The following is a 25,249-nucleotide window of genomic DNA, read 5'->3' on the forward strand; positions in this document are numbered from 1 at the left end:
TTAAGATGTAGCAGACCGGCCGCTGGTGTCTGAATCGCTTGGCGGAACCGGGTCCTCGTACAGGTCTTTGCGGCCCAGCAGGCGGCGCATCAACACATAGAAGAGCGGCGCGAAGAGGATACCAAGAGCCGTGGCCGCCAGGGTTCCGCCCAGCACGGTGGCACCGATGGCGTTGCGGCCATTGGCACCTGCGCCCGAGGACAAGACCAGCGGCAGCACACCCAGAGAGAATGCAATCGAGGTCATGATGATCGGTCGGAAACGCTGGCGCGCGGCCTCGACCACTGCGCGGTAGAGCGGCACACCTTGTTGCGATTGCTCGCGGGCGAATTCGACGATCAGAATGGCGTTCTTGCCTGTCAGTCCAATCACCGTCAGCAAACCGACCTGAAAGAAGACGCCATTGTCGAACTGCCCCAGATAGGCCCCGATCAGCGCGCCCAGTATCCCGATAGGCATGACCAGAATGACGGCCAGCGGGATGGACCAGCTTTCATACAGCGCCGCAAGACACAGGAATACGGCGGCCAGCGACAGAGCATAGAGCAAAGTGGTCTGATCGCCCGAATCGCGTTCCTCCAGCGAAAGCCCGGTCCAGGCCACGTCAAAGCCGGCGGGCAACTGGCTGGCCAGGTTCTCTATTTCGGCCATGGCGTCGCCTGAACTGACGCCGGGCGCGGGTCCGCCCTGTATCTGCATCGCCGGCACGCCGTTATAGCGGTTCAGACCCTGCGGCCCAAAGGTCCATTCGCCCTCGGCGAAATTGGAGAAAGGCACCAGCCCGCCGCTGCTGTTCTTGACGCGCCATTTGTCCAGGTCAGAGGGAACCGCGCGGCTGTCGGCCTCGCCCTGAATGTACACCCGCTTGATGCGACCGCGATCGACGAAGTCGTTTACATAGGAACCGGTCCAGGCGACTTGCAGCAGATTGGCGACGTCGGTGGCGCTGACGCCCATCGCGCCGGCCTTGCGCCAGTCGATGTTCAGGCGGAACTGGGCCGCATCTTCCAGCCCCGACGGGCGCGCCTGCGCGATCAGCGGGCTTTGCGCGGCCATTCCCAGCAACTGGTTGCGCGCCTCGACAAGTTGTTCGTTCGACTGACCGCCCCGCGCCTGCAGGAAGAAATCAAAGCCCGAGACGTTGCCCAGTTCGATCACAGAAGGGGGCACGATTGGAAACACCATGGCGTCGCGAATGCCCATCAGCGCAGGAAAGGCGCGGCCTGCCACGGCCTGCACGGATTGATCGGGGCGAAGGCGCGCGGACCAATCCTTCATCCGCACAAAGGCCATCCCGACGTTCTGACCCTGCCCGGCAAAGCTGAAGCCGGCCACCGCGAACATGGAATCGACGTTCTCGGCCTCTTGCGTCAGGAAATACTCTTCGACCTGATCCAGCACGGCGGTGGTGCGCTCGGTCGTGGCGCCGGTCGGGCCCTGGATCAGCACGAACATGATCCCCTGATCCTCGTCGGGCAAAAAGCCTTCGGGTGTGCGCAGGAACAGCAGCACCATGACGGTGCCAAGTCCGACATAGATCAGAAGGGTGCGCAAAGGGCGGCGCACGATCCAGCCGACGAGGCCGACATAGCCATCGGTCGTGCCATCAAAGCCCCGGTTGAACAGGCGGAAAAAGCCGTTCTTCTTGCCATGCGACGGACGCAGCAGCGAGGCGCAAAGCGCCGGCGTCAGGGTCAATGCGACGACGACCGACAGGCCCATGGCCGAGACGATGGTGATCGCAAATTGCTGATAGATCACCCCGGTCGATCCGCCAAAGAAGGCCATCGGCACGAAAACCGCCGACAATACCAGCGCGATGCCGATCAGCGCGCCGGTGATCTGACCCATGGATTTGCGTGTCGCGTCGCGCGGCGACAGCCCCTCTTCTTCCATGATCCGTTCGACGTTCTCGACCACGACAATGGCATCATCGACCAACAGGCCGATGGCCAGCACCATGGCCAGCATGGTCAACGTGTTGATGCTGAAACCAAAGAGACCCATGATCCCGAACGTGCCCAGCAGCACGATGGGAACGGCAAGCGTAGGGATCAGCGTTGCCCGCCAGTTCTGCAAGAAGATGAACATGACGAGGAAGACCAGAACGATCGCCTCGATCAGGGTCTTGACCACCTCTTCGATCGAAATCTCGACAAAGGGCGAGGTGTCGAAGGGGATCACATGCTCGACCCCCTCGGGGAAGAATTCGGCGAATTCGTCCATCTGCTCCTTGACCCGCTCAGCCGTGTCCAGCGCGTTCGCGCCCGGCGCAAGGCTGAGCGCCATCCCCGATGAGGGGCGCCCGTTATAGGTCGCCTCGGCCACATAGCTTTCTGATCCGATCTCGACCCGCGCGACATCCTGCAACAGAACCATACCGCCGCTTTCCTCGGCGCGCAGGACGATCTGGCGGAATTCCTCGGGCGTCGACAGCAGGGATTGCGCGGTCACGGTGGCGTTCAACTGCTGGCCATCGACGGTAGGCAACGCACCAAACGAGCCTGCAGAGATCTGCGTATTCTGGGCGGACACGGCGGCAACCACATCCGAGGGCGCGATCTCATAGGCGGCCAGTCTGGCGGGGTCCAGCCAGATGCGCATGGCATATTGCGCGCCAAAGACCTGCACGCTGCCGATACCCTCGATCCGGCTGAGATCGTCGACCAGATTGGTGACCATGTAATCGGCCAGATCGGTCTCGTCGTAATTCTCGTCCCCGATCAGGCCGATCACCATCAGAAAACCCGATGTGGATTTCTCGACCGTCACACCCTGTCGCTGCACCGGCTGCGGCAAAAGCGAGGTCGCCTGCGCAAGCTTGTTCTGTACCTGCACCTGCGCGATATCGACATCGGTGCCGGTCTCGAATGTCAGCGTGGTCGAGGAACTGCCAGCAGAACTGGAACTGGAGGACATATAGCGCAGCCCGTCCAGCCCGGTCATCTGTTGTTCAATGACCTGGGTGACGGTGTTGGACACGGTATCGGCAGAGGCGCCGGGATAAACAGCCCGGACAGTCACCGAGGGCGGCGCGATTTGCGGATATTGCGCGACCGGCAGCGACAGGATCGACAGAATGCCGATGCCCATGATGATGATCGAGATGACCCAGGCAAAAACCGGACGATCGATGAAAAAACGGGCCATGGTTTATCTTTCGATGATCCGGGTCGGTTAAGGCGGCGGCGTATCAGTTGGTTTCGCTGCTGTCAGGCTGTGCTTCGGCTGCGGCGGCATCCTCGGCGGGGGCCTCGCCTTCGGGTGCAGCCTCTGCTGAGGGCGCTGCGTCGGCCTCGGGCGCAGCTTCGGCTGGGGCCGCTTGCAGTTCCTCGGGCGTCACCGGCATGCCTGCGCCAATCCGCTGGAAGCCCGCGACGATCAGCCGGTCGCCTTCGGCCAGCCCGTCGCGAACGACCCATTGATTGCCGCGGTCCTGCACGATGTCCAGCATCCGTTCCTCGACCACATTCTCGGCGTTGACGACATAGCCCACCGGGCGACCGCGCCGGTCGCGTGACACGCCCTCTTGCGGGGCAAGGATCACGTCGCGCAACTCTGCCTGCGGGATATTGGCCAGCACATACATGCCGGGCAGCAACAGATTGTCAGGGTTGGAGAATTCCATCCGCAGGGTGACGACGCCGGTGGTTTCGTCCACATGCGGCTCGGCCGCGGTGATAGAGCCGGTATGCTCGTAATCGGTGCCGTCGGCCAGTTGCAATGTCACGGTGCGGTCGACGCCGTCGGGCAGCGCGGCCTGCGCGCCCTGACGTTGCCAGCGGACGATCTCGGCTGCCGATTGCGTTACATCCACCCGCACCGGATCAATGCGGCGGATCACGGCCAGCGGTGCGGCCTGCCCAGCCGTGACCAACGCCCCCTGCGAGGTCTGCGCCAGCCCGATCACCCCGTCCAGAGGTGCCTCGATGGTCGTGCGGTCAAGGTCAAGCTGGGCGACGTCGCGCTGTGCCTCGGCTGACTTGACCGCCGCGTTGGCGGCATCGCGGGCGGCGATTGCACTGTCCTGGGTTTGCTCGCTGGCAACCCGCCGGTCGCGCAGCGCGGCCACTCGCTCGGCATCTCGATTGGCCGAATCCGCCTGCGCAGTCGCCTGCGCCAAAGCGGCATCGGCCTGCGCCACGGCGGCCTCATAGGTGCGCGGATCAATCCGGTAAAGCGGGTCACCTTCGGCCACAACGCTGCCTTCGTCGAACAGGCGCTCCGTGATGATGCCGTTGACCTGCGGGCGCAGTTCTGCCTCGGCCGAGGCCAGCACGCGCCCCGGTAGCGTCGCGGTCAGGGTGACATCTTCGGCATGCAGCGTCACGACGGTCACGGCTGGGGGCGGGGCCTCGCCACCCGGCTGCTGCGCCATCGATACACTGGCGCCGAAGGCGGAGGCGACAAGGCATGTCCTTGCGAATAAAGAAAGATATTTCATGATCTCTGTCGGCGCAACAAAAGGGGACGACCGTCCTGTCGCAGGATCTGCGGTGGGGGCGTGTTCAAAATCACGTTATGCGCAATCTGCGCAAGCTGCAATCGCCGCCAGATAGCAGGGCAGGAATTAGCGCGGCAAACACTGTGAAATGGATGATCTGGCTGGGGCGGTCGATGCCCCAGCTAACTTCCAAGAAAAGCACATGATATCAGGTGCCTGTTCATGCCGTCCGGGCCTGCCGACCGAAGGACACATAGTGGACATGATGTAGCAGGTCGCGGGCCACGACGCAAACGATGCGTTGTCGCTTTCGGCGTGCGCAACAAGACGCTATCGTCACGGTCATGATCTATGGCGGAGTTCAGAATGCTCAAAGAAGAAATCGATGAAGCAAAGCGTGCGGTCAATACAGATACCGTTCAGATAACCATCGGAGAAGTGAGCAACATGTATGCCTCCGAAGAGCTGAACATTCTTCCAGATTTTCAACGACTTTTTCGCTGGACCAACGAACGGAAGTCGAATCTCGTCGAATCGATACTGATCGGAATTCCTATTCCGCCAGTTTTTGTTTATGAGGACCAGTATGGCACTTGGGAACTGATTGATGGGCTCCAGCGGATATCCACTATCCTCGAATTTATGGGAGTTCTGAAAGATGTAGATTCTGGGAGCGCCCTTCGATCCACGCTTCAAAAGACAAAATACCTACCATCACTTGATGGGGCTGTCTGGGAGCGAAAAAATGATGACGAAATTCAGTTAGACAAATCTCTTCAATTATTTTTTCGTCGCGCGCGAATTGATTTTCAGATACTAAAACATCCAAGTGACCCAAAGACGAAATTCGATCTCTTTCAACGCCTCAATCGGGGTGGTGCCTACGCAAATGAGCAGGAGGTGAGGTCTTGCTCGATGGTATTGGCGAATCCAGAGTTTATGAAGAGAATTCGAGATTTTGCAAAGCGCGATGATTTTAAGAAGATATTCCAAATTAAGGGTCAGGAGCAAATAAACAAACAGAAGGATATTGATTATTTGGTCAGGCTGATAGTTCATATATACGCTGAATATGACCGTCGCTTTGATGTTCAGGAGTTTCTTGATTCAAAAATTGTTGATCTATTGGTCGAGAAAGAGGTGGATGATGTAATGGAAACAATATCGTGGACTGTGGAAGCGCTTTACAGGGCGTTGGGTGAGAACGCTCTTGTGCCCCCAAATGGGCTGGCTGATGATTTTGCAAATAGGTTTTCGTTGCGAGCACTTGAGGCTATTGCCGTTGGGGTTGGGCGAAATAAAGTAAGAATTACATCCCAGCCAAATATCGACCAATATATCAAGGATAAAGTCGATTCCTTTTGGCAGCAGCCCGGCGTGCCTGAAATGAGTGCTTCCGGACTTCGTGGCACAGTGCGATTGCAGAAAACTATTCCGTTCGGAGATCGTTGGTTCAATCCGAATGCCTAAGCTGGATAGTTTTTTCGACGAAATAGACTTGGCAAGAGTGCGCCGTGCGAGGGAGTTGTCCGAGATAAAGAGGTCATTTGTTTCATTGGTTGCAGATGATATTCATGGGGTGGCGTCGAAAGCGGTTGTGGTTCTCACCTACGCCAGTTGGGAGGGATTTTATAACGAGTGTGTTCGTGCCTACCTGCGGTTCTTGACTGAATCCGGCGGAAAGGTCAGGGACAAAGATTGGATGCTACTGGTTAGTGCTCTGAATTCTGACCTTGAAAGTATGAGAAATAGGAACCATTCAACGGCGTCACGTCATGATTTTGTTGGTAAGCTGCGTTCAAAGATTGAATGTGGTTATGATTCGGTTGAATCGAAAGCTGTCGAAGCTCGCTCCAATTTGGATTTTTCGAGGCTTTCAGAGAACTACGCCCTCCTAAGCTTTGATCTGTCTTCGATGCAGGCGGTTCGGAATCGCCTTGATAAGGAGTTGGTCGGCTGGCGCCATGCTGTAGCTCATGGAGATTCGCCTGACCTAACCGCCATGGATATACGCGCTCACGTTGACTTTGCTTCCTCTCTGCTCATAATGATCGCCGACCGGTTTCAATACGCTATGCTGGAAAGAATTTGACGGAAGAGAAATTCTTGACTTGGCTGAACTTACCTCAACGGAGTTGGCTCCCGGCAGGGTGAGCGGTTTAGGGGTGGTCGTCAGACGGGACCCTAAACCCAAAGCGAGTTTTGGCTTTGCCAAAAAATTTATTCGGATTTTCTCCTGACTGTTTTAACCGGCTCCCAGGAGGAATAAGAAATGAAAGGGTCAGTAAGATGTGAATCCGTTGACATGGCCGGTCTGACAAGGGCCGAGAAACATGGAAAGCGTGAGGATTGGATAGGAAGGCAGAGACAGGTCAGGGACCAGAAACCGCTCTATGTGGGCGGTCTCGATTTAGTGGCCCTTTATATCGAGCATACAGACGGCGCAAGACAGAATAAGGGGGCGAAGAAGCCGGTGCTTCATTTCATCGTCCGCTTCCCGCCAGAGGTCCTCACAGATGAGGGGCCCACACCATACGCCAAAAGGGACCGCGCCGGGCGTGAGAAGCTGATGGTCCGCCAAGCGGTAAAGTTCATCAATGAGAACCATGGCGGTCAGGCAGTCTTCTCTGCCCGCCTTGACAGGGACGAGGTTGGGGAAACCATCGTCGATGTGTTTGCCTGTCCGAGGTATATGAAGCCTTCAAGATCGGGACGGAGAGAACCGACCTTATGGACTTCAGCGACGAAGTTCGGGGAAGAACTCGCCCGGAAACACCAGGACCATATCAAGACGCGAATGACCGGTGCCGAAACCGTCAAGCCGATTACATCGCCCAGAGCTGTGGGTATGGCACTTCAACAAGAGTTCGCGGAGTTTTTTGAACGCGAGAACGGGATGAAGCTTGCTCCTCGGAATCTGAAGGACAGCCGGGCAAAGGACCGGCTTGAGGTCGAAGAATGGAGGCTAAAACAGATACAGGCAGAGGCCCGCATGGTTGAAGAAAAGCGAGATAAGAAACTTGCCGAAGCTTGGAGTGAGGTCGAAAGGGCAAGAAAAGAGGTGCGGGCGTTGAGACGGCAACTGCTAAACCTGATTGACCAGGCTCGAACGCTTCTGAACCGTCCTGACCTGTCCAAACCTGCCCGCATGGCAGGGAATACCCTGATGAACCTCGCTCGCCCTTTTGCCAGTAAGAAAAAAGAATCTGGGGTCAGGTCAATGATTGAGCGGATGGTGAATGAACCGCATCATGTGAGGCCGTTGCCCGAGGTCGCGAGACCCGAGGCAGATGGACCGAGTCTTTAAGGTAACAAGGGTTCATGTGACCTTTGCTTGCGGTCGGGGTCCGGGGTGTCCCCGGTCGCTGGTGATGTCGCAGTCAACAAGGAACGAAGACATCACCAGCGACGGCACGCAGGGCCGTTCCAAGTAGAATGTCACGGCCAGGCCATCATCAGGATTTCATCTGATTTTCTACTTCTTGAACCAATACTGTAAGAGATACGCCCAAAGACCCCGCGAGGGCATGAAGCGTGGCCAGGCTTGGCTGGTGTCTCCGGCTTTCCAGAAGCGAGACATAACGCATGCTCAACCCGGCCCGATGGGCAAGTTCCTCCTGTGAGAGCCCCGCCTCTCTTCGGCGGTCCCGCAAGACTTTCGCAAAAGCGTTGAGAATCGTTGTGTCGGGTTCGGTAATCGATCCGACACGCAGGAAAAATCCCTCTTGCGCTATGAAGTATTCTGTGAATTTTTGATGTCGAGCGTAAAGAAAGGAACTGTCATGAGTGAAGACGCGATGATTGAATGCCCGTTCTGTGCGAGCGCCCTGAAAGCACATGCCACCGTCTGCCCAAACTGCCAGGCTGTGAGGGGGGCTGGAGCAGACACGCACGGAAACGTTCGCGGGAGTGGGTATGTCGCTTTCATTCGCGTTCTGCTTGGCGGGTGGGCGATGGTAATCGTCATCAGTTTGATGATTGGCATTTTCAGGAACGAGGGGGGGCCGCTTGTTCTGTCGATGGTCCTTGGGATTACCTGGCTCCCCTTGTTCCTTAAAAATATCGGACTTATTTTCAACAACGGGCAAGAAGACCGTTGGTATCGAAAGACGTAACCTCCGTCAGCAATAGCATCATTGGAAAAAGCCCCGCCGAAGCGGGGCTTTTCTGCCTTTAAGGCAACAGGCGACAGCGTTTGTGCTGTGGTTTCCTGATGGAGTAGGTAAATAATACCCGCTGTCGCTATACCTAAATATTCTCTCCCTCAATATTTTCAATGGGAGGAGGTGTATTTTCAAAAATATTTCGCCAAAACCTTGAAAATATTTTTTTCTGGGACATTAGCCCTCGGTGGTTTCAGATATGGAGGGTTAGATGAACTTTAAAAACTCACAATGTATTTTTGATATTATTTATAATGACGCACAGCCAATAGATGTTTTAGCATCATTTTCGAATATACCGCCAGAACTGGACTTTGTATTGCCGGGCATGACAGCCGGAACGGTCGGTAGTATTGTCGCACAGGGTGGCGTTGGTAAGTCCTGGCTTGCTCTTGAAATCGCATCAGCGGTTGCTGGTGGCCCTGATTTGCTTGAAATTGGCGTCGGCAAGACGGGGCCTGTTTTATACTTGCCCGCCGAGGACCCGACGGAAGCCGTTCAGCATCGACTTCACCAACTTGGCCAACATCTGACACCGGAAGGCCGTGAAGCTGTCGCAGATAATCTGACAGTCCGCCCGCTCATGGGTGTTCCGACTGACATCATGAAGCCAGAGACAGCAGAGGCGATTATACGCCTCGCAGAAGGCTCCCGCCTGATTATCCTCGATACACTTCGACGCTTCCACACAGCAGACGAAAACGCCGGCGGTCCAATGGCCGAGCTTCTGGGCGTCCTTGAATGTATATGTTCGAAAACCGGGGCCTCCATTCTGTTTCTTCATCACACTGCCAAAAGTGCGTCCCTCAATGGGGGCGGTGGCGAACAGCAGGCAAGCCGGGGCTCGTCGGTTCTGGTGGATAATATCAGGGGTGGTCAGATGAACCTCTGCGTCATGTCGGAAGCGGAAGCGACAAAAGCAAAGCTCGATTTGGCAACGCGGAAAAGGTTCATCAAACTGGTCCAGGCAAAGACCAACTTCGGCCCGCCAATGCCAGATAAGTGGCTGGAAAGGGGGAAAGGCGGGATTTTACTCCCGAAGGCCGAAATCCCTGCCGTCAAGCCAGACAGCAGAACCGCCGGGCGTCGCCGTCGGGAGATTGAGCAATGAGCTACCTCCCGGATACCGACATTACGTTCATCGACCATGCCCGCGTTCACTATTCGCATGCCCTAACTTCCGGGCTTTTCCGCAGTCTGGCACCAGGGGACCGCAGGCGATTGAAGCTTGATGTCAGCTACGACAATGAGGGCCGTCGGGTTGAGTTCAGAGGTTTCGAGCCATTGGGTGCGATTGATTTGAAGGTCCTCCAAGCTCTGGTCGCACTGTCAGGGCCATTTGGGAACGAACTGATGGAACCGGCGGGAGATGATGCCTCATCGCCTGCTGAGGCGTTCCGACAACTTTACGCACTCGATATGGACCAGGACCGTAGCCCTGGCCAAAGACCACATGCCGTTGTCACAAGGGCCACGCTTCGAAAAGTTGCCCGACTGGCAGGCCTGGGCGAAGGTGGGACCTCTTTGAAACGGGTTAGGGATAGTATTGAACGCATGTCCTGCGTGGCGGTTCTGTTTGAAAAAGATTCAAAGAGATTCATCACGCACTTCATGACACAATATGCTTCCGAAGCAAAATCCGGAGAGTTTAAAGTAGCCTTGAACCCTGTCCTATCCGAAGTCTTTTTTGAAGGCGGTCGATATGCCCGCTTGAGTCTCGATGAAATGAAAGCTCTCAAGTCAGACCCTGCTACTCTGATACACTTCCATTTGTGTGGAAGAGTCGATTGCGGGAGGAGTTTGGACATCGGACTAAAGAAGCTCATGGGATATATCTGGCCGGATGACGCCAATACAGCGTCAACATACCGGCGTCGCAAGCAGGCCCTGCTTGTCGCCTTGAAGGAGGTTGAGGGATTGGGTTGGGGCGTAAATAAAGTGCGTAGGGACATCTGGAAAATCACCCGACCCGCATTAAGAGCTGGCAACATGGCACCAGTGCCAGTTCTGGAAGGATAATAGAATGCGTTCTTTAATGAACGCATCCGCGTTCAATCGTGAACAGAACTGCGTCTCTTTGTGAACGGGTTCACGGTAATATTTTATGATAACGCAATGAATAATATTGATAATATCACGCGTCTCATTTTCGCCCTATACTAATCTAAATCTTCCAAAAGATTTAGATTAGTATAGAGGGGACAAACCCCTCGGACGCCGACATCAATACTTGAAGCATTGACGTCGAAGTTCTCAAAAAAATGAGCATCAGCAAGTGCTGACATAATCTGCTTCGCATTCACATTATTACATGACTCTGGGCAACGCCTCGACGGCGGAACGAAGGGAAGCAATAGGAGCTCGCCCGCCGTAACGGTCATCCTCAATGTCACCGACAAGGTGACCAAAGAGCTCCGCCCGGACATGTTTTTCAACATTGGATTCGGCACGAAGCCCTTGGACAGCGTAGTGGCGGAAGGAATGGAATGACTTCTTCGGCTGGGACCCGAGGCGGTCGCTTTGGATGTTCCGCCAGAGGTAGTCCATCGAGTCGCCGATTTGTGAAGCGGAGCTCTTGCGTCGCAGGTCATTGAAAAGGTCGCTATGCCCTGCCTCGCGTTGCTTGTCCGCGAAATCGAGAAAGCCGAGTTCCACCAGATGCGGATGAACAGGAACAATCCGTTCTGACTGCGGGTTCTTGAGCCCGCGTCGGGCATTCGGGCGGATATGAAGGACGGGGATGCCGTCAATAGCACTGACGTCAGCCGTTTCAAGCCCGCAAATCTCCTCACGCCGGGCCCCGCTATATACGGCGATAAGAGGCACCCAATAGAGCCAATCCTTCACAATCACTTCACCCGGCTCACGGCGACGCTTGACGCTCTTACAGCCTTGCCAAGCTGGAGCCGAGAAGATGCGGGTAACATCGTCGGGCGTGAACGGTTCCCTCTCCTCTTTGGCGGTCCGTTTCAAGTAACGGCGAAGAAGCGACGGATTGACGGTTGCGTCCACCGTGATGCCCTCCGCCCGCGCTGCTTTCACAACTTTGCCAAGGTGGACAATATTGCGGTTGATGGTGGCGACGGAAAGCCCGACAGACGCGCCGGAAGCCTCGGCCTCTGCGATAATCTCGGAAATCGGCTTGTCTCGCTCTTTGGCACTACGCCGGTAAGCGGGCGGTAGCTTGTCGAGGGTCGCAACGAAATAGGCAAGGTGGCGTTGGTGAAGATCTCGTATGTCATCCACGCTGGTGATTTCGCAGAACAAATCAACAACCGCACGCATTTGCGTGAGCGTCTTGGCGTTCGCCCGTCCCGAACGCTCATGCGTATCGGTGACACGGGCAACGATATCGCTTATCCGGCTCGAGAAGCCCGTTGCCGTTCGGGCGGGCTTCCGGCGTGGAGGAACGGGCCGAGCCGGGGGCGGTTCGATTTTTGCGGTCGCGGGTCCGCTGTTCGACGGCTCGCTTTGTTTCTTGCGAGGTTTGGGTTCGTCGTCTTCTGCGTCGCCGTGGTTAAAGAAGAAGAAGAAAGCACGCCCTCCCGGAGTTTCTGCTGACATTTTTCCGATGGCTTCACAGTCTATCAAGGCACGTTCCTGCCTGATTGCCGTGGTGATGGCATCCCGAACAGACAACAGGTCCGTCTTGCCCCGGTCAAGCAGATTCCAGCCATGGTTAGCCACCGCGGAAGCCACTCCTGAAAGTCGTTTTGCTTGAACGGGGTCAGTTGTGGCCAGCGGAACCTGAACGGCTCTACCGCGATAAATCCGACGCCAGGCATAAAACCGGCCCCGCCGGATGACATAGTTTGCGATGCCCACCGCACCCCCTGATTTCTGGGGTCGGCAGGCGTTTGCCCATGTCACAATAGTGACATCGTGTCACCATTTCCCGAAACCGGGAAGGCGTCTGAACTCACGGGATTTTCAGGATGTCTGGCTGGGGCGGTAGGATTCGAACCTACGGTACACGGTACCAAAAACCGATGCCTTACCACTTGGCTACGCCCCAACTGTGCGGCGCTGTCTATCCAACGGTGACGAGGGCTGCAAGTCGAAAATCCGGCGCTTGTCGAACTTTCCGGCGGCGGGTATGCGCAGCATATGGAGCAGGCAGACGTGGTCATATTGGGCGGAGGCGCGGCCGGACTTTTCTGTGCTGGCGAGGCGGCCGCACGCGGGTTGAAGGTGGTCGTTCTGGAACACGCCGCGCGCGCCGGAGAGAAAATCCGCATCTCGGGCGGCGGGCGCTGCAACTTCACCAATCTGGCGACCGCACGCGACCGGTTCTTGTCGGAAAATCCACGATTTTGTGCCTCGGCATTGGCCGGTTTTGCAGCCCGGGATTTCGTCGATATGGTCGATCGGGCCGGGATTGCCTGGCACGAAAAGACCATGGGGCAGCTTTTCTGCGACGGGAAGGCCACGCAGATCATCGACATGCTGTTGCAGCGCATGGGTGAGGCTGATCTGCGGTTGCGAACCGCGGTGACGGGGGTGAGCCGGGGCCAGGCGGGATTTGTCGTTGACAGTTCCGCGGGCCAGATCGCCGCGCGGCAGGTCGTGGTTGCGACCGGCGGCAAGTCGATCCCCAAGATGGGTGCCACCGGCATCGCCTATGATATTGCAGCGCAGTTCGGGCTGCGGGTGGTCGAAACGCGACCGGGCCTCGTTCCCTTGACATTCGCCGAGCAGGATCTGGATCTGTGCCGCCCACTGGCCGGCATTGCCGTTGATGCCGAGATTGCGCATGGGGGCGGGCGCTTTCGCGATGCATTGCTGTTTACCCATCGCGGGCTGTCGGGGCCGGTGATCCTGCAGATCTCCAGCTATTGGCAGCCGGGCGATGATCTGGTCATCGATCTGGCCCCGGGGGTCGATATGACTGCGCGGCTGAAGGAGTGGCGGGGGCAGGGCGGCCGGGTTGCGGTTGCGACGGTACTGGCCCGCGATCTGCCCGAGCGTCTGGCGCATGCGCTTGCAGCCGAGGTCGGTCTGGCCGACGCCCGGCTGGCCGATCAGAACAACAAGACATTGGACCGATTGGGCGCGCGCGTGAACCGTTGGCGGTTGCGCCCGGTCGGCTCTGAAGGATATCGCACCGCCGAAGTGACGCTGGGCGGCATCGATACCCGAGATCTGGATGCGCGCACCATGCAGGCGCGGGACGTGCCGGGGCTGTTCTTCATTGGCGAATGCGTCGATGTCACGGGCTGGCTGGGCGGCTACAATTTCCAGTGGGCCTGGGCCTCTGCCTATGCGGCAGGGCGCGCATTTCAGACCGACGCCTGAGCCAAAGCTGTGATTGCCGCACCCGAAGAAGGTCTGGCGTAAAGTATCCGACGCGGCCACTCGCAGCAGCGTCGAGGGGCCTTTGATATGGGCGGAGCGCCCCCAGAACCTTTCCTGTCTTCTCTGAGGATCGATCGGGAACGCAGCTACGCCATGTGCATGAGGTTGCTGTCTTTCACCCCAAGCTTGATTGCGGCAATATCAAAGCTTAGGCGAAAGGCTGCTGGACCACCCGAACTGCGGACCAGAAGTGGTGGCGCGGGTTTTGGGCAGGCCTTTGCGGGCCGCCTAACCCATCACCGGATCGGCCTTGGCCAGGGCGTCGAATTGCATCAGCGATGAGATCAGCGCGGGCATTCGGTCCAGCGGGATCATGTTCGGGCCGTCAGAGGGCGCGTTGTCCGGGTCTTCATGGGTTTCGATAAACACCCCCGCAACACCAAGGGCGACCGCCGCGCGCGCCATGACCGGGGCGAATTCACGCTGCCCGCCGGAACTGCCGCCTTGTCCACCGGGCTGTTGCACCGAATGCGTCGCATCCATGATGATCGGATAGCCGGTCCTCGCCATGATCGGCAGCGACCGCATGTCTGTGACCAGCGTGTTATAGCCAAAGCTGGCGCCGCGTTCGGTGAGGAGGATCTTGTCATTTCCGGTCGAGGCGACCTTGTCGGCCACATTGGACATGTCCCACGGCGCGAGGAACTGACCTTTCTTGATGTTGACCACCGCGCCGGTTTCGCCTGCCGCCAGCAGCAGATCGGTCTGGCGGCTAAGAAAGGCCGGGATCTGGATAATGTCCACCGCTTGCGCTGCCGCACGGGCTTGATCGATGTCGTGCACGTCCGTTACTACCGGGCATCCGATGCGGTCGCGGATGGTGGCCAGCATTTGCAGGCCCTCGTCGATACCCACACCACGCTTGCCGGTCAAAGAGGTGCGGTTCGCCTTGTCATAACTGGCTTTGAACACATAGCCCGCGCCGGCATCGGCACAGGCCTTGGCCATGGTTTCGGCGATCATCAGCGCGTGGTCCAGCGTTTCCAACTGGCAGGGGCCAGCGATGATGGTCAGGGGCAGGTCATTTCCGACCTCGAAATCGCCAATGGGAACGGTTTTCGTCATGAGGATACCTGCTCGCGGAGGATGGAGGCTGTCAGTGACATCATCAGGTAAATTCCTGAAAAGACAAGGAAGGCGACCAGTGTATTCTGGAACGCCTTTGGATATGTGGGTTCGTCCGGTGGGGTAGGCGAAACGGACATCGACAGATAGCGCACCTGCTTGTTTGCCTCGATTCTGGCCGTTTCCAGCTGGGCGGCAGATTGTGCCAGCAGTTCCTGGCGGGTCGACAGGTCACCCTCGGCGATGCGCAACTCGCCCGAGATCGCGGCCAGCGACGACCGCGTCTCATTGCCCTGCGTCAGTTGCTGTCGGGTCTGGGTAATCATCTCTTGCAGCCGGCCGATTTCGCCGTTCAACGCATCGACGCGACTTTGTTGCGGACGTGGATTGGCCAACAATGAGCCCAGTTCCAGCTCTTTGGTGTTCAGCTGTATCTCCAACTGGCTGATCTGCTGCATGACCACGCCGCCCTCGGCCGCCGGGTCCAGAACACCCAGTTCCTGCTGCAATTTCTGGACCTGACGCTGCGCATCCAGCACTTTTTGCTCGGCGTCCTGATAGGATTCCATTGCACCGGTCATCTGGTCATCGCGCAGGCGCGAGGTCATCTGGTCGACCTGGCCTTCTGCATATTCGATCAGCGCCAGCGAGAATCCTTCGCTCAGCTGTGGGTCTGGGGCGATGACTTCCATATTGATCATGCCTTCGGTCGGGTCGTAGCCGATTTTGACCGATTTCTGATATACCTTATAGGCGGCTTCGTTGCTGGCGTCAGGACTGAGACGTTGCACGGGGTCGATCAGCGGGTCCTGAAACGCCCGCTTGAAGCCCATGTCCCGATCCAGCCGCAACATGGCGTCCCGCGAGGTCAGATAGCTTTGCACCGCGATCGAGTCGGGGTTGGTTGCCATTTGCATGCCTGCCAACATTCCGCCGGCTTCACTGCCACCGGCACCATTGGCTTGCTGGATCTGGAATTGCGATTTGGTTGCGTAAAGCGGCGTTGCCAGCGTGTAGTAATACCAACCGGCGATTGCGGTCGGCAGAAACACAAAGAACGCCAGGCGAATGAAAACCATGGCCAAGCGACGTCGGCGGCGGCGGGCGATATCTCGCTGGATGAGATAGATCTCTGCCGCGCGCTTGTCCTCGGTCAACTCCTCGCGAGAGCGCAGGCCGTTGTTCTCTTTTGGCTCCGGCCGGGCGGGGGCGGTCACCTTGGGTGCGGCGGGCAGGTTCGAGGGGCGTGAAAGAACCGTTGGCGCATTCGGTGACGGCGCGGCTTGAGCGCGCGCACCCTCGGCCGACAGGACCCGGCCGACCGCTGTGCGATGCGATGGGTCGATGCCGCGTTCGCGCAGCAGCAACACCGCCTCTTCGTCGCTTTCGACCTCGATCTGGTGCAGCGCGGCGATGCGGCGGGCAATGCGCAATTGTCGAACGGTCAGGTTTTCTGCCTTGATCGCCGCGATTTTGCCTGCGTGGTCGTCGCTGCTTGTGCCTGCCGCCGCTGTGGTCGCGGATGCCGCAGGGGCGTCCTGGTTTGCCGGCCGATCGCCCTCTGACTGCGGGGCGGGTTCTGCGGTGGGAAAGCGGCGGTCGCCAAAGCCGTCATCAATCGGCCCGCTTTGCATCAGAGATTCGGCCGAGGGGATCCGACCATCATCACCGCGCGTGTCGACATCATTTGCCGGTTCGTCCGGGTTTTTCTTGCGCACTGAAATAGCGATCCTGGAACTGCTGAACGGCGTCGAACCAGCCGTGCCGGGCTTGGGCGGATCGCCGGCGCCTGCAGTGTCGTCTTGCGTGGTTTGCGCAGGCTCAGCGGCAGACGGCTGGCCGCTGCGCCTGTCGTCAAACCCGGTTCCGACACGGTCGATATGAAACCGTCGGGCTCTAGGCGGTGTAGTCATAATACTGCTTCGCCTCGTCAAGTGTCTCGAACATATACAGTTTCCCGTCTCGCATGGTTGCGGCAGAACGACAAAACTTTTCGATCGTGCCGGGCTGGTGCGAAACGATGATCACGGTCGCGTTGCGCAGCCGGTCATGCAGAACCGAGCCTGCCTTGCGATTGAACTCTGCGTCGGTGGTCTGCGGCATCCCTTCATCGATCAGATAGATGTCGAACTCCAGCGCCAACAGCAGTGAAAAGGTGAACCGTTGTCGCATGCCGGTGGAATAAGTCCCGATGGGCATGTCGAAATATTCGCCGATATCCGTCAGCCAGCGACAGAATGCCTCGATATAATCGGGGTCCAGTCCATAGATGCGCGCAATATAGCGCGCATTTTCATTGGCTGAATGTCGCGCGATGACGCCGCCCATGAATCCCAAAGGGAAAGAGATGCGGCAATCGCTGCGAATCTCGCCCTCATCGGGCTTTTCCAATCCGCACATCATGTTGATAAGGGTCGTCTTGCCGGTGCCATTTGGTGCCAGAATACCAAGCGAGTTGCCCAGTTCGACCCTGAAGGATGCCTGGTCAAGTATGACCTTGCGTTGTTTTCCGGTCCAGAAAGACTTGGAAACATTATCAAATTCCAGCATTGGCGCGGTGTCCGTTCCGTCCTTGCATCCCGTTCCGGGCATCTTCACGCCAGTAGCCGGCGGCGGCTTGCCGGAACATAAGTCCGCATATCTTCGCTGTCCAGTTTGACCTCAAGTTGCTGCGAAATCGTTACCAACGCTCGATTTTTATACAGAGAATTCGATATAGCCTGTCGGTATGGACAGGCTTGCCAATGATATCAGCAGCTGCCGGCTTTGCGCGGAAAGGTTCGCGGCGACGGCCACCGCGCATCGCCCCCGCCCGGTCGTGTGGTTCCGACCCGCGGCGCGTTTGCTGATCGCAGGACAGGCACCCGGCCTGCGCGTTCATGAAAGCGGCCGGCCGTTTGCCGACCGTTCCGGTGATCGACTGCGCGAATGGATGGGGCTGGATCGGGCCGCGTTCTATGACACTGCGCGGGTCGCCATCGTGCCCATGTCCTTCTGTTTTCCGGGCTATGACGCGAAGGGTGCCGATCTGCCGCCACCGGCCATTTGTGCTGCGACCTGGCGCAAGCGGGTGCTGGCAGACTTGCGGCCTCGTTTGACCCTGCTGGTGGGCGCGCATGCGCATCGCTGGCATCTGGGCGCGCGGGCTTCGGTCTCCGAAACCGTGGCGGGCTGGCAAGCGCACGCGCCGACCGTCTTTCCCTTGCCGCATCCCAGTTGGCGCAACAATGGCTGGCTGAAACGCAATCCCTGGTTCGAGGCCGAGTTGCTGCCCGCCCTGCGCGCCGAGGTCGCCCGCCTGTTGGCCGATCAAACCGCCTGAGCGATCCCGATGGCCAGCCGGTGCAACTGATCGCGATAACCCGTCCGCGCCGAGGGTTGATCGGGGTCAGAGGTCATTGCAATGGCAAGCGGTGCGTTCCTCGAACCGCCGGGGAACACATAGATCATCTGTCCGCCATAGCCCCAGCCATAGCGCAGATCGCGGCCCACGATACGGGTCAGGAACCAGCCATAGCCATAGCCCTGTCCGCTGAAAATCGAGGCGGTGCGGCGCTGCCAGCTTGTCTCGATCCAGTCCTGCGGCACGATCTGCTGACCATTGGCGCGACCATCCGCCGCGTAAACCGCGCCGAAATTCATCAGTGACCGCGTGCTCATGGCCATCTGATTGCCGCCCAGATAGATGCCCTGCGGATCCCGTTCCCAGCCGGTGATGCCAAAGCCGGGGATCGGCGCCAGCCAGTCGCGGGCCAGATCCAGTGTGCTGCGCCCGGTCACACGGGTCAGGACGGCGGAAACCAGATGGCTCGAGGCGGTGGAATATTGCATCCGCCCACCGGGATCTTGCGTAAAGGGCGCGGCCAGTGCTGTGCGCACCCAATTCCCGCTGCTGACCCAACGTCCGTAATTCGCGCCCGATTGGCGCTCCAGACCGGCCTGCATGGACAGCAGATTGCCAAGCGTGATGCGCGACAGGCGCGGATCGGGGTCGCCGGGCAAATCGGCCGCCAGTATCGGCGCAATTGGCTGGTCGGGGCCGTCCAGTGCACCTCGCTGAACGGCGATGCCTGCCAGCGCAGAGATGATCGATTTCGAGGCCGATTTGATATTTGTGGGCTGGTCCGGGGTCCATCCGTGATAGCCGCGCGCTGCAATTTCTGCGCCGTCGCGCCAAATGGCCACGGCACGAATGCGATCCAGCGCCTCGACCTCGTCCAGCAGGCGGCCAAGCCGGTCCTGAGCCAGGGAAGGTGCGGCCAGCAATGGGCTGAGGGCGGCGGCGGTGATCAGGGTTCTACGGTGCATTTTGCGGTTCTAGCGAGCCGCCCGACAATGCAGAAATCAAGCCTGCGTGTGTCTTGCCCTTTGGCCGCCCAGGGCTTAGCGAGGCCCGATGACCGCTCTTGATGATCTTGCCGAAACGCCGTTTCACGAAGCTGATGCGCAGACCCGTTCGCGGATGATGTCGCGACTGGCCGATACGCGGCTGGCGGTCGCGCTGACGACCCAGCCCATGGGCGATGAGATCGAGTTGCAGATGTTCCCGTTTGAGGGCAATCAGGCCGCGCTGGCGTGTGATACCGAAGAACGTCTGGCCGATTTCCTGAATGGGCCGACGCCCTATGCGGCGATGCCGGGCCGCGTTCTGGCGGGGCTGTTGGCCGATGCCGGTGCGGGTTTGCTGGTCAATCCGGGCCATCCCTCGCAAATGTTGCTGGATGCGGGCTCGCTTATGTGGTTGCGCGGCGCGCTGGCTGCCCGACCCGAGGCCGAGACGGCGCGGCTGGACCTGTGCGCACCCTCACCCGAGGCGGTGGCGGCGCTGGCGCCGCCGCTGGCCGAACGGCTGGGCGATCTGCGCGACCTGATCACCGGTGCCGCGCTGGCCGGAATACGCGGCGAGCGCGATCAACCGGTGGCTCAGCTGTTGCTGATCGCGGGCGCGCCCGAGGACCAGCAGCCCGCCATCGCAAAGGCGCTGGCCGAAACGCTGGCCTTTCTGCCGCCGCAGCCCGGCGGCGTGGATATCAGCTTTTCCGATGCCGCACCGCCTGCCGGGGCATTGCGATTTGACCTGACAGCGCAAACGCCCCCCGCCGTAGCCCGTCCAAAGGGGCCACCGAACCTCCGTTGATCGGTTGCCAGTTGCAGCGCAACCTGCGACAACGCCTGCATGATGACAGCACGTGCCAAGGCTCTCTTCGTCCATCTGCTGACCGCAACAGGGGTCATCTTCTCGATGCTCGCCATGCTGGCGGCGGTCGATGGCGACTGGTCGGAAATGTTTATGTGGCTGCTGGTGGCCTTTGTGGTCGATGGCATCGACGGCCCGCTTGCCCGCCGCTTTGATGTCAAGGCAAACTGGCCCGCCTATGATGGCGTGCTGATGGACCTTATCATCGACTATATCACCTATGTCTTTATCCCGGCCTTTGCGCTGTTCCAGTCGGACCTGCTGTCGGGCTGGACGGGGTGGTTTCTGTGCTTTGTCATCGTTTACGGCAGTATCATATATTTTGCCGACACGCGCATGAAGACAAAGGATAATTCATTCGCCGGATTTCCTGCCTGCTGGAATATGGTGGTGCTGGTCCTGTTCGCGATCAAGCCGCATTGGGCGGTGATTGCTGTCATCGTCGTGCTGCTGACGGGCGCGATGTTCACCAATATCAAATTCATCCATCCGGTGCGCACGGAACGCTGGCGGGCGATATCGCTGCCGATGGCTGTGGCCTGGATGGTCTTTGGGCTTTGGGCGATTGCGGTCGATTTTCATCCGGCAAGCTGGGCAGTCTGGGGGCTGGTCATCACCTCGGTCTGGCTGCTCTGCGCGGGCGCGGTGCAGCAGTTGCTGCCAGACCGTGACTGATCGATTGCGCCTGCTTGAAAAAGCTTGATCGAACAATATCAAGCGGCCAATGATCACCATCATTACAACAGTGGGGGCTGGGATGCTGAAAAGACTGATGAATGCCACGGCAGGTTTGGCGCTGATGGCAAGCGGTGCCTGGGCCGCGCCCGATGCGATCACGCTGGGTATGGTTCTTGAGCCACCCAATCTGGACCCGACAGGCGGTGCCGCTGCCGCGATTGACGAGGTTGTTTACGCCAATCTGTTCGAGGGACTGACGCGCTTCGGCCCTGACGGCAGCATCCAGCCGGCGCTGGCCGCAAGCTGGGACGTCGAACAGGACGGCCGCGTCTATGTGTTTCACCTGCAGGACGGCGTGACCTTCCACGACGGTGCCGAATTCACGGCCGAGGATGTGGTCTTTTCGCTTGATCGTTCGCGGGCCGATGACAGCACCAATGCACAAAAGGCGCTGTTTGAGGGGATCGAAAGCGTCGAGGCCGTTGATCCGGCCACCGTCCGCGTTACGCTGACGGCGCCAGACGGCAATTTCATCTTCAAGATGGCCTGGGGCGATGCGGTGATGGTCGATGAGGCCAGCGTGGCGGATATCGCGACGCATCCGGTGGGCACGGGCCCGTTTCAATTCAGCGAATGGGTGCAGGGCGACCGGATCGAGCTGAGCGCATTTGATGGCTATTGGGGCGAAAAGCCGGCGCTGAAGACGGCAACGTTTCGCATCATTTCCGACCCGACCGCCGCATTTGCGGCGATGATGGCGGGCGATATCGACGCCTTTCCGAATTATCCCGCGCCCGAAACTTTGCCCCAGCTGGAAGCCGATCCCCGCTTCAAGGTGATTGTCGGCACGACCGAAGGCGAGACGATCCTGGCGATGAACAATACCCAGCCGCCGCTGGACGACGTGAAGGTGCGTGAGGCCATCGCGCATGCCATCAACCGGCAGGATCTGGTGGATGGTGCCATGTTTGGCTATGGCACCCCGATCGGATCGCATTTCGCGCCGCATCACCCGGATTACGTCGATGAAACCGGCAAATCCGCCTTTGACCCCGAGGCGTCGCGGGCATTGCTGACCGAGGCCGGGCAGAGCGATCTGAACTTGCGCCTGGCGCTGCCACCGCCTCCCTACGCGCGGCGCGGCGGCGAGATCGTGGCAGCGCAGCTGCGCGAGGTCGGGATCCAGACCGAGATCACCAATATGGAATGGGCGCAATGGTTGGAGACAGTGTTCAACGGCGGTGACTTCGACCTGACCATCATCAGCCATACCGAGCCGATGGATATCGATATCTATGCCCGGCCCGACTATTATTTCCACTATGCGCGGCCGGAATTCGTCGCCTTGATGGATGAGCTGAAGGCGACGGTCGACCCGGCGCAGCGCAGCGAATTGCTGAAACAGGCGCAGGCCATGATCGCGGATGACTACGTCAATGCGTTCCTGTTCCAACTGGCCAAGACAGGCGTCGCCAATGCCAAGATCGAAGGGCTATGGGAGAACGCTCCAACGCAGGCCAATGACCTGACACGAGTGCATTGGCTGGATTGATCCCGATCTTTGACCGCTGATCAAATTGAAAGGCTGGGCGGGTGCCCGGCCTTGCTGTTTCTTGCGTCAATGCGCATTAGCGCGCATTGAGCGCTGCAATCTCATGGGGCAGCAGGCCCAGGCGAAAGCGGTTGCGGGTCGTGCCCTTGCCAAGATGATCGACGAGGCGGGTGCCATAAACGGCGAAATAGCTGAGCATCATTCTTGTCCTGCAATTCTGTTTGTCCCGCTCAAGGTCGATGCGGCGACGCAGAAAAACAAGCACCACCCGCGAAAACCTGGTTTGCGTGTGGCGCAAGGCCCGACAGCTTGTCATTCGGGCTGAGCATGTCGACGCTGGCGCGATCTGAGGTCAAACAACGCAAAGGCCGCGACGACCAGAAAGCACAGCGCCGGTACGATATAGGAAAAGGCAGCACCACGGGCATCCATCACCGCGCCATGCACCAGTGGCAACAGCGCCCCGCCAAGGATCGCCATGACCAAGCCGGCGGCCCCGAATTTGGTATCTTCGCCCAGGCCGTGCAGCGCGATGCCATAGATGGTCGGGAACATCAGCGACAGACAGGCAGAGATCATCACGATCGCCCAGACGCCCGAGATGCCGGGATTGGCCATGGCGTAGAGGCAAAGTGCCGAGCCACCGATCGCCATGACACCAAGCAGGGCAGCGGGGCGCAGAAAGCCCATCAGCCAGACCATGACAAAGCGCGAGACCAGAAAGACCAGCAGACTGGCTTGCAGATACCAGCCTGCCTGCGCCTCATCGCCGCCAATGGCCTCGATCACGTATTGAATGGTGAAGGTCCAGACGCAGGTTTGCGCGGCGACGTTGAAAAACTGCGCGATCACACCGAAGGAATAATGTCGGTTGGCCAGCAGCCGCTTGAGTGTGGCGCCGAAATTGACGTCGCGCGGGCCTTGGGCGACGGCCTCGCGTTCGGTGGGCATTCTGGTCAGGAAAATGGCGACCCAGATGGCCAGCAAAACGAAGGCGAAGCCGACATAGGGCACCATCACCGCCGAGAGTTCATCGGCCTGTATCGCCTGCAGGGCTGCGGGTGCCATTGCGGCGCGTTCCTCGGGTGTGGCGGGATTGAGCTGCGGCAGGATCAGCGCGGCTGACAGGAACACGCCGATATTGGTGCCCACCGGGTTGAAGGCCTGGGCAAAGTTCAGCCGCCGGGTCGCATTGCCCTCGGGGCCCATCGAGATGACGAAAGGGTTGGCCGAGGTTTCCAGGATCGACAAGCCGCCGGCCAGCGTGAACAGCGCCAGCAGGAAAAAGCCAAACGTCATGGATTGCGAGGCCGGATAGAACAGGAACGCCCCCGCAATCGCGCAGCCCAGCCCGACCAGAACACCGGTCTTGTAGGAATAGCGGCGATTGATGAAGGCCGCCGGCAAGGCGAGGCAGAAATAGGCCCCGTAATAAGAAAACTGCACGAAAGAGGCCTGCAGCGTGCTCATCGAAAAGATCTTGGAGAACACCTTGACCAGCGGATCGGTCATGTTCGCGGCAATTCCCCAGGCCGCAAAACAGGTCACGATCAGGATGAAGGGGAAGCGCATGCCATCATAGACAAATTTGCGTTCGTTACTCATTGTGACCTCCCAGAGGTTGAAAATTACTCACGCATTGCAACTGTTGCATGCTTGTTGCCTGGAATGAAGCGAATTGCGTTCTGGCGGAGTGGGCGTCCTTCGCAACCGAAAGCCGCGATCCGAGGCCGCACACGGGCAAGGCGCCGGCTGGGCGCGCAAACCGCGCTGCGGACACCAAATCAACTGGCAGGCCGTTCTAGTCGCGCGTGAACTGCGCGCCGCAATTGGGGCAGGTGCAGTCCCTTCGGTCGCGTTCGCGTTGCAGAACCTCTTCACGGATCCCCGAGGCGATCTCGTAGCTGATGCCCATTTCCTTGCGCGCTTTTTCGATATGGGCCGCCTCGTGCAGGTCAATGCGGCCATCCTCCAGCGCGCGGCGAAACTGATTGCGCAGGTTGTCGCGGCGGCGGTGCAGATGGTCGTTCAGCCCGCTGGCCAGAATGCCAGCGGGCAGGGCGGCCACGCCGATCCCCAGCACCGTGACCAGCCCGCCAAAGACGCGCCCCAGTGGGGTGATCGGCGTCACGTCGCCATATCCCACTGTGGTCAGCGTCACCATCGCCCACCACATGGCATGCGGGATCGAGCCAAAGGCATCGGGCTGGGCCTTGTGCTCGACCAGATAGGCGCCGGTCGATACCAGGATCAGCAGGATGAAGAGGATAAAGAAACCGGCAAAGAAGCTGCCGGCCTCTTCTCGGAACACATCGCGCAGCAGGGTCATCGCGGACGAATAGCGTGTCAGCTTGAAGATACGCAGCACCCGCAACACCCGCAGCAGGCGCAGATCGAAGGGCACGAACATCGCCAGATATGAAGGCAGGATCGCGATCAGGTCGATGATGGCCATTGGCGAGCGCGCCCAATTCCGGCGCGCCTGACCTTGCGGCATCTGTGGGTGGGCCTCGGGTGCGATCCAGATACGCAGCAGATATTCGACGGTAAAGACAAAGACCGAGACCACCTCGAAGAGGTTGAAGGCGGCACGGTATTGCTGATGCAGCGAAGCCACCGATTCCAGCAAGACCGCTATGACATTCAATACGATCAGCACGATCAGGCCCAGATTGACCAACATGGCCCAGCCCCGCCCGATGCCATCGGGAGGGTCCAGTATCAGCCAGACCCGGTGGCGCAGTGTCGTTTGCCGGTTCTCGTCGGTCATTGCCTGAGGGTCGGAATCGCTCATC

21 protein-coding genes and 1 tRNA gene are annotated in these 25,249 nt (G+C 59.0%); 10 read left to right on the plus strand and 12 right to left on the minus strand.

Annotated features, from left to right (window positions below; all coding sequences use genetic code 11):
- Both CUV01_RS14400 and CUV01_RS14405 read right to left on the minus strand, forming a co-directional pair.
- On the minus strand, positions 1 to 3,150 hold the full coding sequence (locus CUV01_RS14400) for an efflux RND transporter permease subunit (protein WP_101461081.1): 3,150 nt from the start codon (positions 3,148 to 3,150) through the stop codon (positions 1 to 3).
- 43 nt (positions 3,151 to 3,193) lie between these two features.
- Positions 3,194 to 4,378 carry an efflux RND transporter periplasmic adaptor subunit gene (locus CUV01_RS14405; RefSeq protein ID WP_232962270.1) on the minus strand — a complete coding sequence of 395 codons (1,185 nt, stop codon included), beginning with the start codon at positions 4,376 to 4,378 and terminating at the stop codon, positions 3,194 to 3,196.
- Positions 4,379 to 4,810: 432 nt separating this feature from the next.
- Here CUV01_RS14405 and CUV01_RS14410 point away from each other — a divergent pair, with 432 nt between their 5' ends.
- From CUV01_RS14410 to CUV01_RS14420, 3 genes are all read left to right on the plus strand, one after another.
- Positions 4,811 to 5,914, plus strand: coding sequence for a DUF262 domain-containing protein (locus CUV01_RS14410; RefSeq protein WP_101462118.1), 1,104 nt, complete (start codon positions 4,811 to 4,813; stop codon positions 5,912 to 5,914).
- On the plus strand, positions 5,907 to 6,536 hold the full coding sequence (locus CUV01_RS14415) for an MAE_28990/MAE_18760 family HEPN-like nuclease (protein ID WP_101461083.1): 630 nt from the start codon (positions 5,907 to 5,909) through the stop codon (positions 6,534 to 6,536). Before CUV01_RS14410 ends, CUV01_RS14415 begins: the two co-directional genes overlap by 8 nt.
- Before the next feature lie 180 nt (positions 6,537 to 6,716).
- Positions 6,717 to 7,751 (plus strand): hypothetical protein, encoded by a 1,035-nt coding sequence (locus tag CUV01_RS14420; RefSeq protein ID WP_157994871.1) that lies wholly within the window; start codon positions 6,717 to 6,719, stop codon positions 7,749 to 7,751.
- Positions 7,752 to 7,899: 148 nt separating this feature from the next.
- Here CUV01_RS14420 and CUV01_RS20135 read toward each other — a convergent pair whose 3' ends face one another.
- The gene (locus CUV01_RS20135; RefSeq protein WP_232962272.1) at positions 7,900 to 8,532 is read right to left on the minus strand and encodes a helix-turn-helix domain-containing protein; all 633 of its coding nucleotides are present in this window, start codon (positions 8,530 to 8,532) and stop codon (positions 7,900 to 7,902) included.
- 286 nt (positions 8,533 to 8,818) lie between these two features.
- On the opposite strand from CUV01_RS20135, the gene CUV01_RS14430 reads away from it, so the two are divergent.
- Both CUV01_RS14430 and repC read left to right on the plus strand, forming a co-directional pair.
- On the plus strand, positions 8,819 to 9,718 hold the full coding sequence (locus tag CUV01_RS14430) for a helicase RepA family protein (RefSeq protein WP_101461086.1): 900 nt from the start codon (positions 8,819 to 8,821) through the stop codon (positions 9,716 to 9,718).
- On the plus strand, positions 9,715 to 10,626 hold the full coding sequence (gene repC, locus CUV01_RS14435) for a replication protein C, IncQ-type (protein WP_101461087.1): 912 nt from the start codon (positions 9,715 to 9,717) through the stop codon (positions 10,624 to 10,626). The genes CUV01_RS14430 and repC overlap by 4 nt, the downstream gene beginning before the upstream one ends.
- Positions 10,627 to 10,914: 288 nt before the next feature.
- Here repC and CUV01_RS14440 read toward each other — a convergent pair whose 3' ends face one another.
- Positions 10,915 to 12,432, minus strand: a complete 1,518-nt coding sequence (locus CUV01_RS14440; RefSeq protein ID WP_157994872.1) for a site-specific integrase — start codon at positions 12,430 to 12,432, stop codon at positions 10,915 to 10,917.
- A 115-nt stretch (positions 12,433 to 12,547) separates the two neighbouring features.
- Positions 12,548 to 12,622: transfer RNA gene (locus tag CUV01_RS14445), tRNA-Gln, on the minus strand.
- Between the two features lie 92 nt (positions 12,623 to 12,714).
- Between CUV01_RS14445 and CUV01_RS14450 the strand changes: the two genes are divergently transcribed.
- Positions 12,715 to 13,902, plus strand: a complete 1,188-nt coding sequence (locus tag CUV01_RS14450) for a BaiN/RdsA family NAD(P)/FAD-dependent oxidoreductase (protein ID WP_101461089.1) — start codon at positions 12,715 to 12,717, stop codon at positions 13,900 to 13,902.
- Between the two features lie 288 nt (positions 13,903 to 14,190).
- Here the strand turns inward: CUV01_RS14450 and kdsA are convergent, their stop codons facing one another.
- The 3 genes from kdsA to CUV01_RS14465 are packed head-to-tail and all read right to left on the minus strand — an operon-like array spanning position 14,191 to position 17,577.
- Positions 14,191 to 15,027, minus strand: coding sequence for a 3-deoxy-8-phosphooctulonate synthase (gene kdsA, locus CUV01_RS14455; RefSeq protein WP_101461090.1), 837 nt, complete (start codon positions 15,025 to 15,027; stop codon positions 14,191 to 14,193).
- A complete protein-coding gene (locus CUV01_RS14460; RefSeq protein ID WP_101461091.1) occupies positions 15,024 to 16,940 on the minus strand; it encodes a KpsE/RkpR family capsule polysaccharide export protein in 1,917 nt (638 codons plus the stop codon). Before CUV01_RS14460 ends, kdsA begins: the two co-directional genes overlap by 4 nt.
- Positions 16,924 to 17,577, minus strand: a complete 654-nt coding sequence (locus tag CUV01_RS14465) for an ABC transporter ATP-binding protein (protein WP_101461092.1) — start codon at positions 17,575 to 17,577, stop codon at positions 16,924 to 16,926. Before CUV01_RS14465 ends, CUV01_RS14460 begins: the two co-directional genes overlap by 17 nt.
- A gap of 178 nt (positions 17,578 to 17,755) precedes the next feature.
- Here CUV01_RS14465 and CUV01_RS14470 point away from each other — a divergent pair, with 178 nt between their 5' ends.
- Positions 17,756 to 18,349: a uracil-DNA glycosylase family protein gene (locus tag CUV01_RS14470; protein WP_101461093.1), complete on the plus strand. Its 594-nt coding sequence runs from the start codon at positions 17,756 to 17,758 to the stop codon at positions 18,347 to 18,349.
- Here the strand turns inward: CUV01_RS14470 and CUV01_RS14475 are convergent.
- Positions 18,337 to 19,335: a serine hydrolase domain-containing protein gene (locus tag CUV01_RS14475; RefSeq protein WP_101461094.1), complete on the minus strand. Its 999-nt coding sequence runs from the start codon at positions 19,333 to 19,335 to the stop codon at positions 18,337 to 18,339. The two genes, CUV01_RS14470 and CUV01_RS14475, sit on opposite strands and share 13 nt — an antisense overlap.
- Before the next feature lie 88 nt (positions 19,336 to 19,423).
- Here CUV01_RS14475 and CUV01_RS14480 point away from each other — a divergent pair, with 88 nt between their 5' ends.
- The 3 genes from CUV01_RS14480 to CUV01_RS14490 all read left to right on the plus strand — a co-directional run bounded on the left by CUV01_RS14480 (position 19,424) and on the right by CUV01_RS14490 (position 22,454).
- Entirely contained in the window at positions 19,424 to 20,164 is a 741-nt protein-coding gene (locus tag CUV01_RS14480; RefSeq protein ID WP_101461095.1) for an SseB family protein, read from the plus strand.
- 42 nt (positions 20,165 to 20,206) lie between these two features.
- A complete protein-coding gene (locus tag CUV01_RS14485; protein ID WP_101462119.1) occupies positions 20,207 to 20,899 on the plus strand; it encodes a CDP-alcohol phosphatidyltransferase family protein in 693 nt (230 codons plus the stop codon).
- 82 nt (positions 20,900 to 20,981) lie between these two features.
- The gene (locus tag CUV01_RS14490) at positions 20,982 to 22,454 is read left to right on the plus strand and encodes an ABC transporter substrate-binding protein (protein WP_101462120.1); all 1,473 of its coding nucleotides are present in this window, start codon (positions 20,982 to 20,984) and stop codon (positions 22,452 to 22,454) included.
- A gap of 76 nt (positions 22,455 to 22,530) precedes the next feature.
- Here CUV01_RS14490 and CUV01_RS20260 read toward each other — a convergent pair whose 3' ends face one another.
- The 3 genes from CUV01_RS20260 to CUV01_RS14505 all read right to left on the minus strand — a co-directional run bounded on the left by CUV01_RS20260 (position 22,531) and on the right by CUV01_RS14505 (position 25,248).
- Complete coding sequence (locus CUV01_RS20260) at positions 22,531 to 22,656, minus strand: hypothetical protein (protein ID WP_277869378.1); 126 nt, start codon at positions 22,654 to 22,656, stop codon at positions 22,531 to 22,533.
- 110 nt (positions 22,657 to 22,766) lie between these two features.
- Entirely contained in the window at positions 22,767 to 24,059 is a 1,293-nt protein-coding gene (fucP, locus tag CUV01_RS14500; protein ID WP_101461097.1) for an L-fucose:H+ symporter permease, read from the minus strand.
- A 196-nt stretch (positions 24,060 to 24,255) separates the two neighbouring features.
- Complete coding sequence (locus CUV01_RS14505) at positions 24,256 to 25,248, minus strand: ion transporter (protein ID WP_232962275.1); 993 nt, start codon at positions 25,246 to 25,248, stop codon at positions 24,256 to 24,258.
- Position 25,249: the final 1 nt, after the last annotated feature.

This window comes from Paracoccus tegillarcae, assembly GCF_002847305.1.
GTDB classification, from domain to species: domain Bacteria; phylum Pseudomonadota; class Alphaproteobacteria; order Rhodobacterales; family Rhodobacteraceae; genus Paracoccus; species Paracoccus tegillarcae.

What these genes read in the sequence shown, in the direction of transcription:
- CUV01_RS14430 (WP_101461086.1), top strand. Translation starts at nt 8,819, where the DNA reads ATGAACTTTAAAAACTCACAATGTATTTTTGATATTATTTATAATGAC.
- CUV01_RS14400 (WP_101461081.1), bottom strand. Translation starts at nt 3,150, where the DNA reads ATGGCCCGTTTTTTCATCGATCGTCCGGTTTTTGCCTGGGTCATCTCG.
- kdsA (WP_101461090.1), bottom strand. Translation starts at nt 15,027, where the DNA reads ATGACGAAAACCGTTCCCATTGGCGATTTCGAGGTCGGAAATGACCTG.
- CUV01_RS14460 (WP_101461091.1), bottom strand. Translation starts at nt 16,940, where the DNA reads ATGACTACACCGCCTAGAGCCCGACGGTTTCATATCGACCGTGTCGGA.
- CUV01_RS14465 (WP_101461092.1), bottom strand. Translation starts at nt 17,577, where the DNA reads ATGCTGGAATTTGATAATGTTTCCAAGTCTTTCTGGACCGGAAAACAA.
- CUV01_RS14480 (WP_101461095.1), top strand. Translation starts at nt 19,424, where the DNA reads ATGACCGCTCTTGATGATCTTGCCGAAACGCCGTTTCACGAAGCTGAT.
- CUV01_RS14415 (WP_101461083.1), top strand. Translation starts at nt 5,907, where the DNA reads ATGCCTAAGCTGGATAGTTTTTTCGACGAAATAGACTTGGCAAGAGTG.
- CUV01_RS14505 (WP_232962275.1), bottom strand. Translation starts at nt 25,248, where the DNA reads ATGAGCGATTCCGACCCTCAGGCAATGACCGACGAGAACCGGCAAACG.
- CUV01_RS14470 (WP_101461093.1), top strand. Translation starts at nt 17,756, where the DNA reads ATGGACAGGCTTGCCAATGATATCAGCAGCTGCCGGCTTTGCGCGGAA.
- CUV01_RS14475 (WP_101461094.1), bottom strand. Translation starts at nt 19,335, where the DNA reads ATGCACCGTAGAACCCTGATCACCGCCGCCGCCCTCAGCCCATTGCTG.
- CUV01_RS14450 (WP_101461089.1), top strand. Translation starts at nt 12,715, where the DNA reads ATGGAGCAGGCAGACGTGGTCATATTGGGCGGAGGCGCGGCCGGACTT.
- CUV01_RS20260 (WP_277869378.1), bottom strand. Translation starts at nt 22,656, where the DNA reads ATGATGCTCAGCTATTTCGCCGTTTATGGCACCCGCCTCGTCGATCAT.
- CUV01_RS14490 (WP_101462120.1), top strand. Translation starts at nt 20,982, where the DNA reads ATGCTGAAAAGACTGATGAATGCCACGGCAGGTTTGGCGCTGATGGCA.
- CUV01_RS14405 (WP_232962270.1), bottom strand. Translation starts at nt 4,378, where the DNA reads ATGGCGCAGCAGCCGGGTGGCGAGGCCCCGCCCCCAGCCGTGACCGTC.
- repC (WP_101461087.1), top strand. Translation starts at nt 9,715, where the DNA reads ATGAGCTACCTCCCGGATACCGACATTACGTTCATCGACCATGCCCGC.
- CUV01_RS14420 (WP_157994871.1), top strand. Translation starts at nt 6,717, where the DNA reads ATGAAAGGGTCAGTAAGATGTGAATCCGTTGACATGGCCGGTCTGACA.
- CUV01_RS14410 (WP_101462118.1), top strand. Translation starts at nt 4,811, where the DNA reads ATGCTCAAAGAAGAAATCGATGAAGCAAAGCGTGCGGTCAATACAGAT.
- CUV01_RS14485 (WP_101462119.1), top strand. Translation starts at nt 20,207, where the DNA reads ATGACAGCACGTGCCAAGGCTCTCTTCGTCCATCTGCTGACCGCAACA.
- fucP (WP_101461097.1), bottom strand. Translation starts at nt 24,059, where the DNA reads ATGAGTAACGAACGCAAATTTGTCTATGATGGCATGCGCTTCCCCTTC.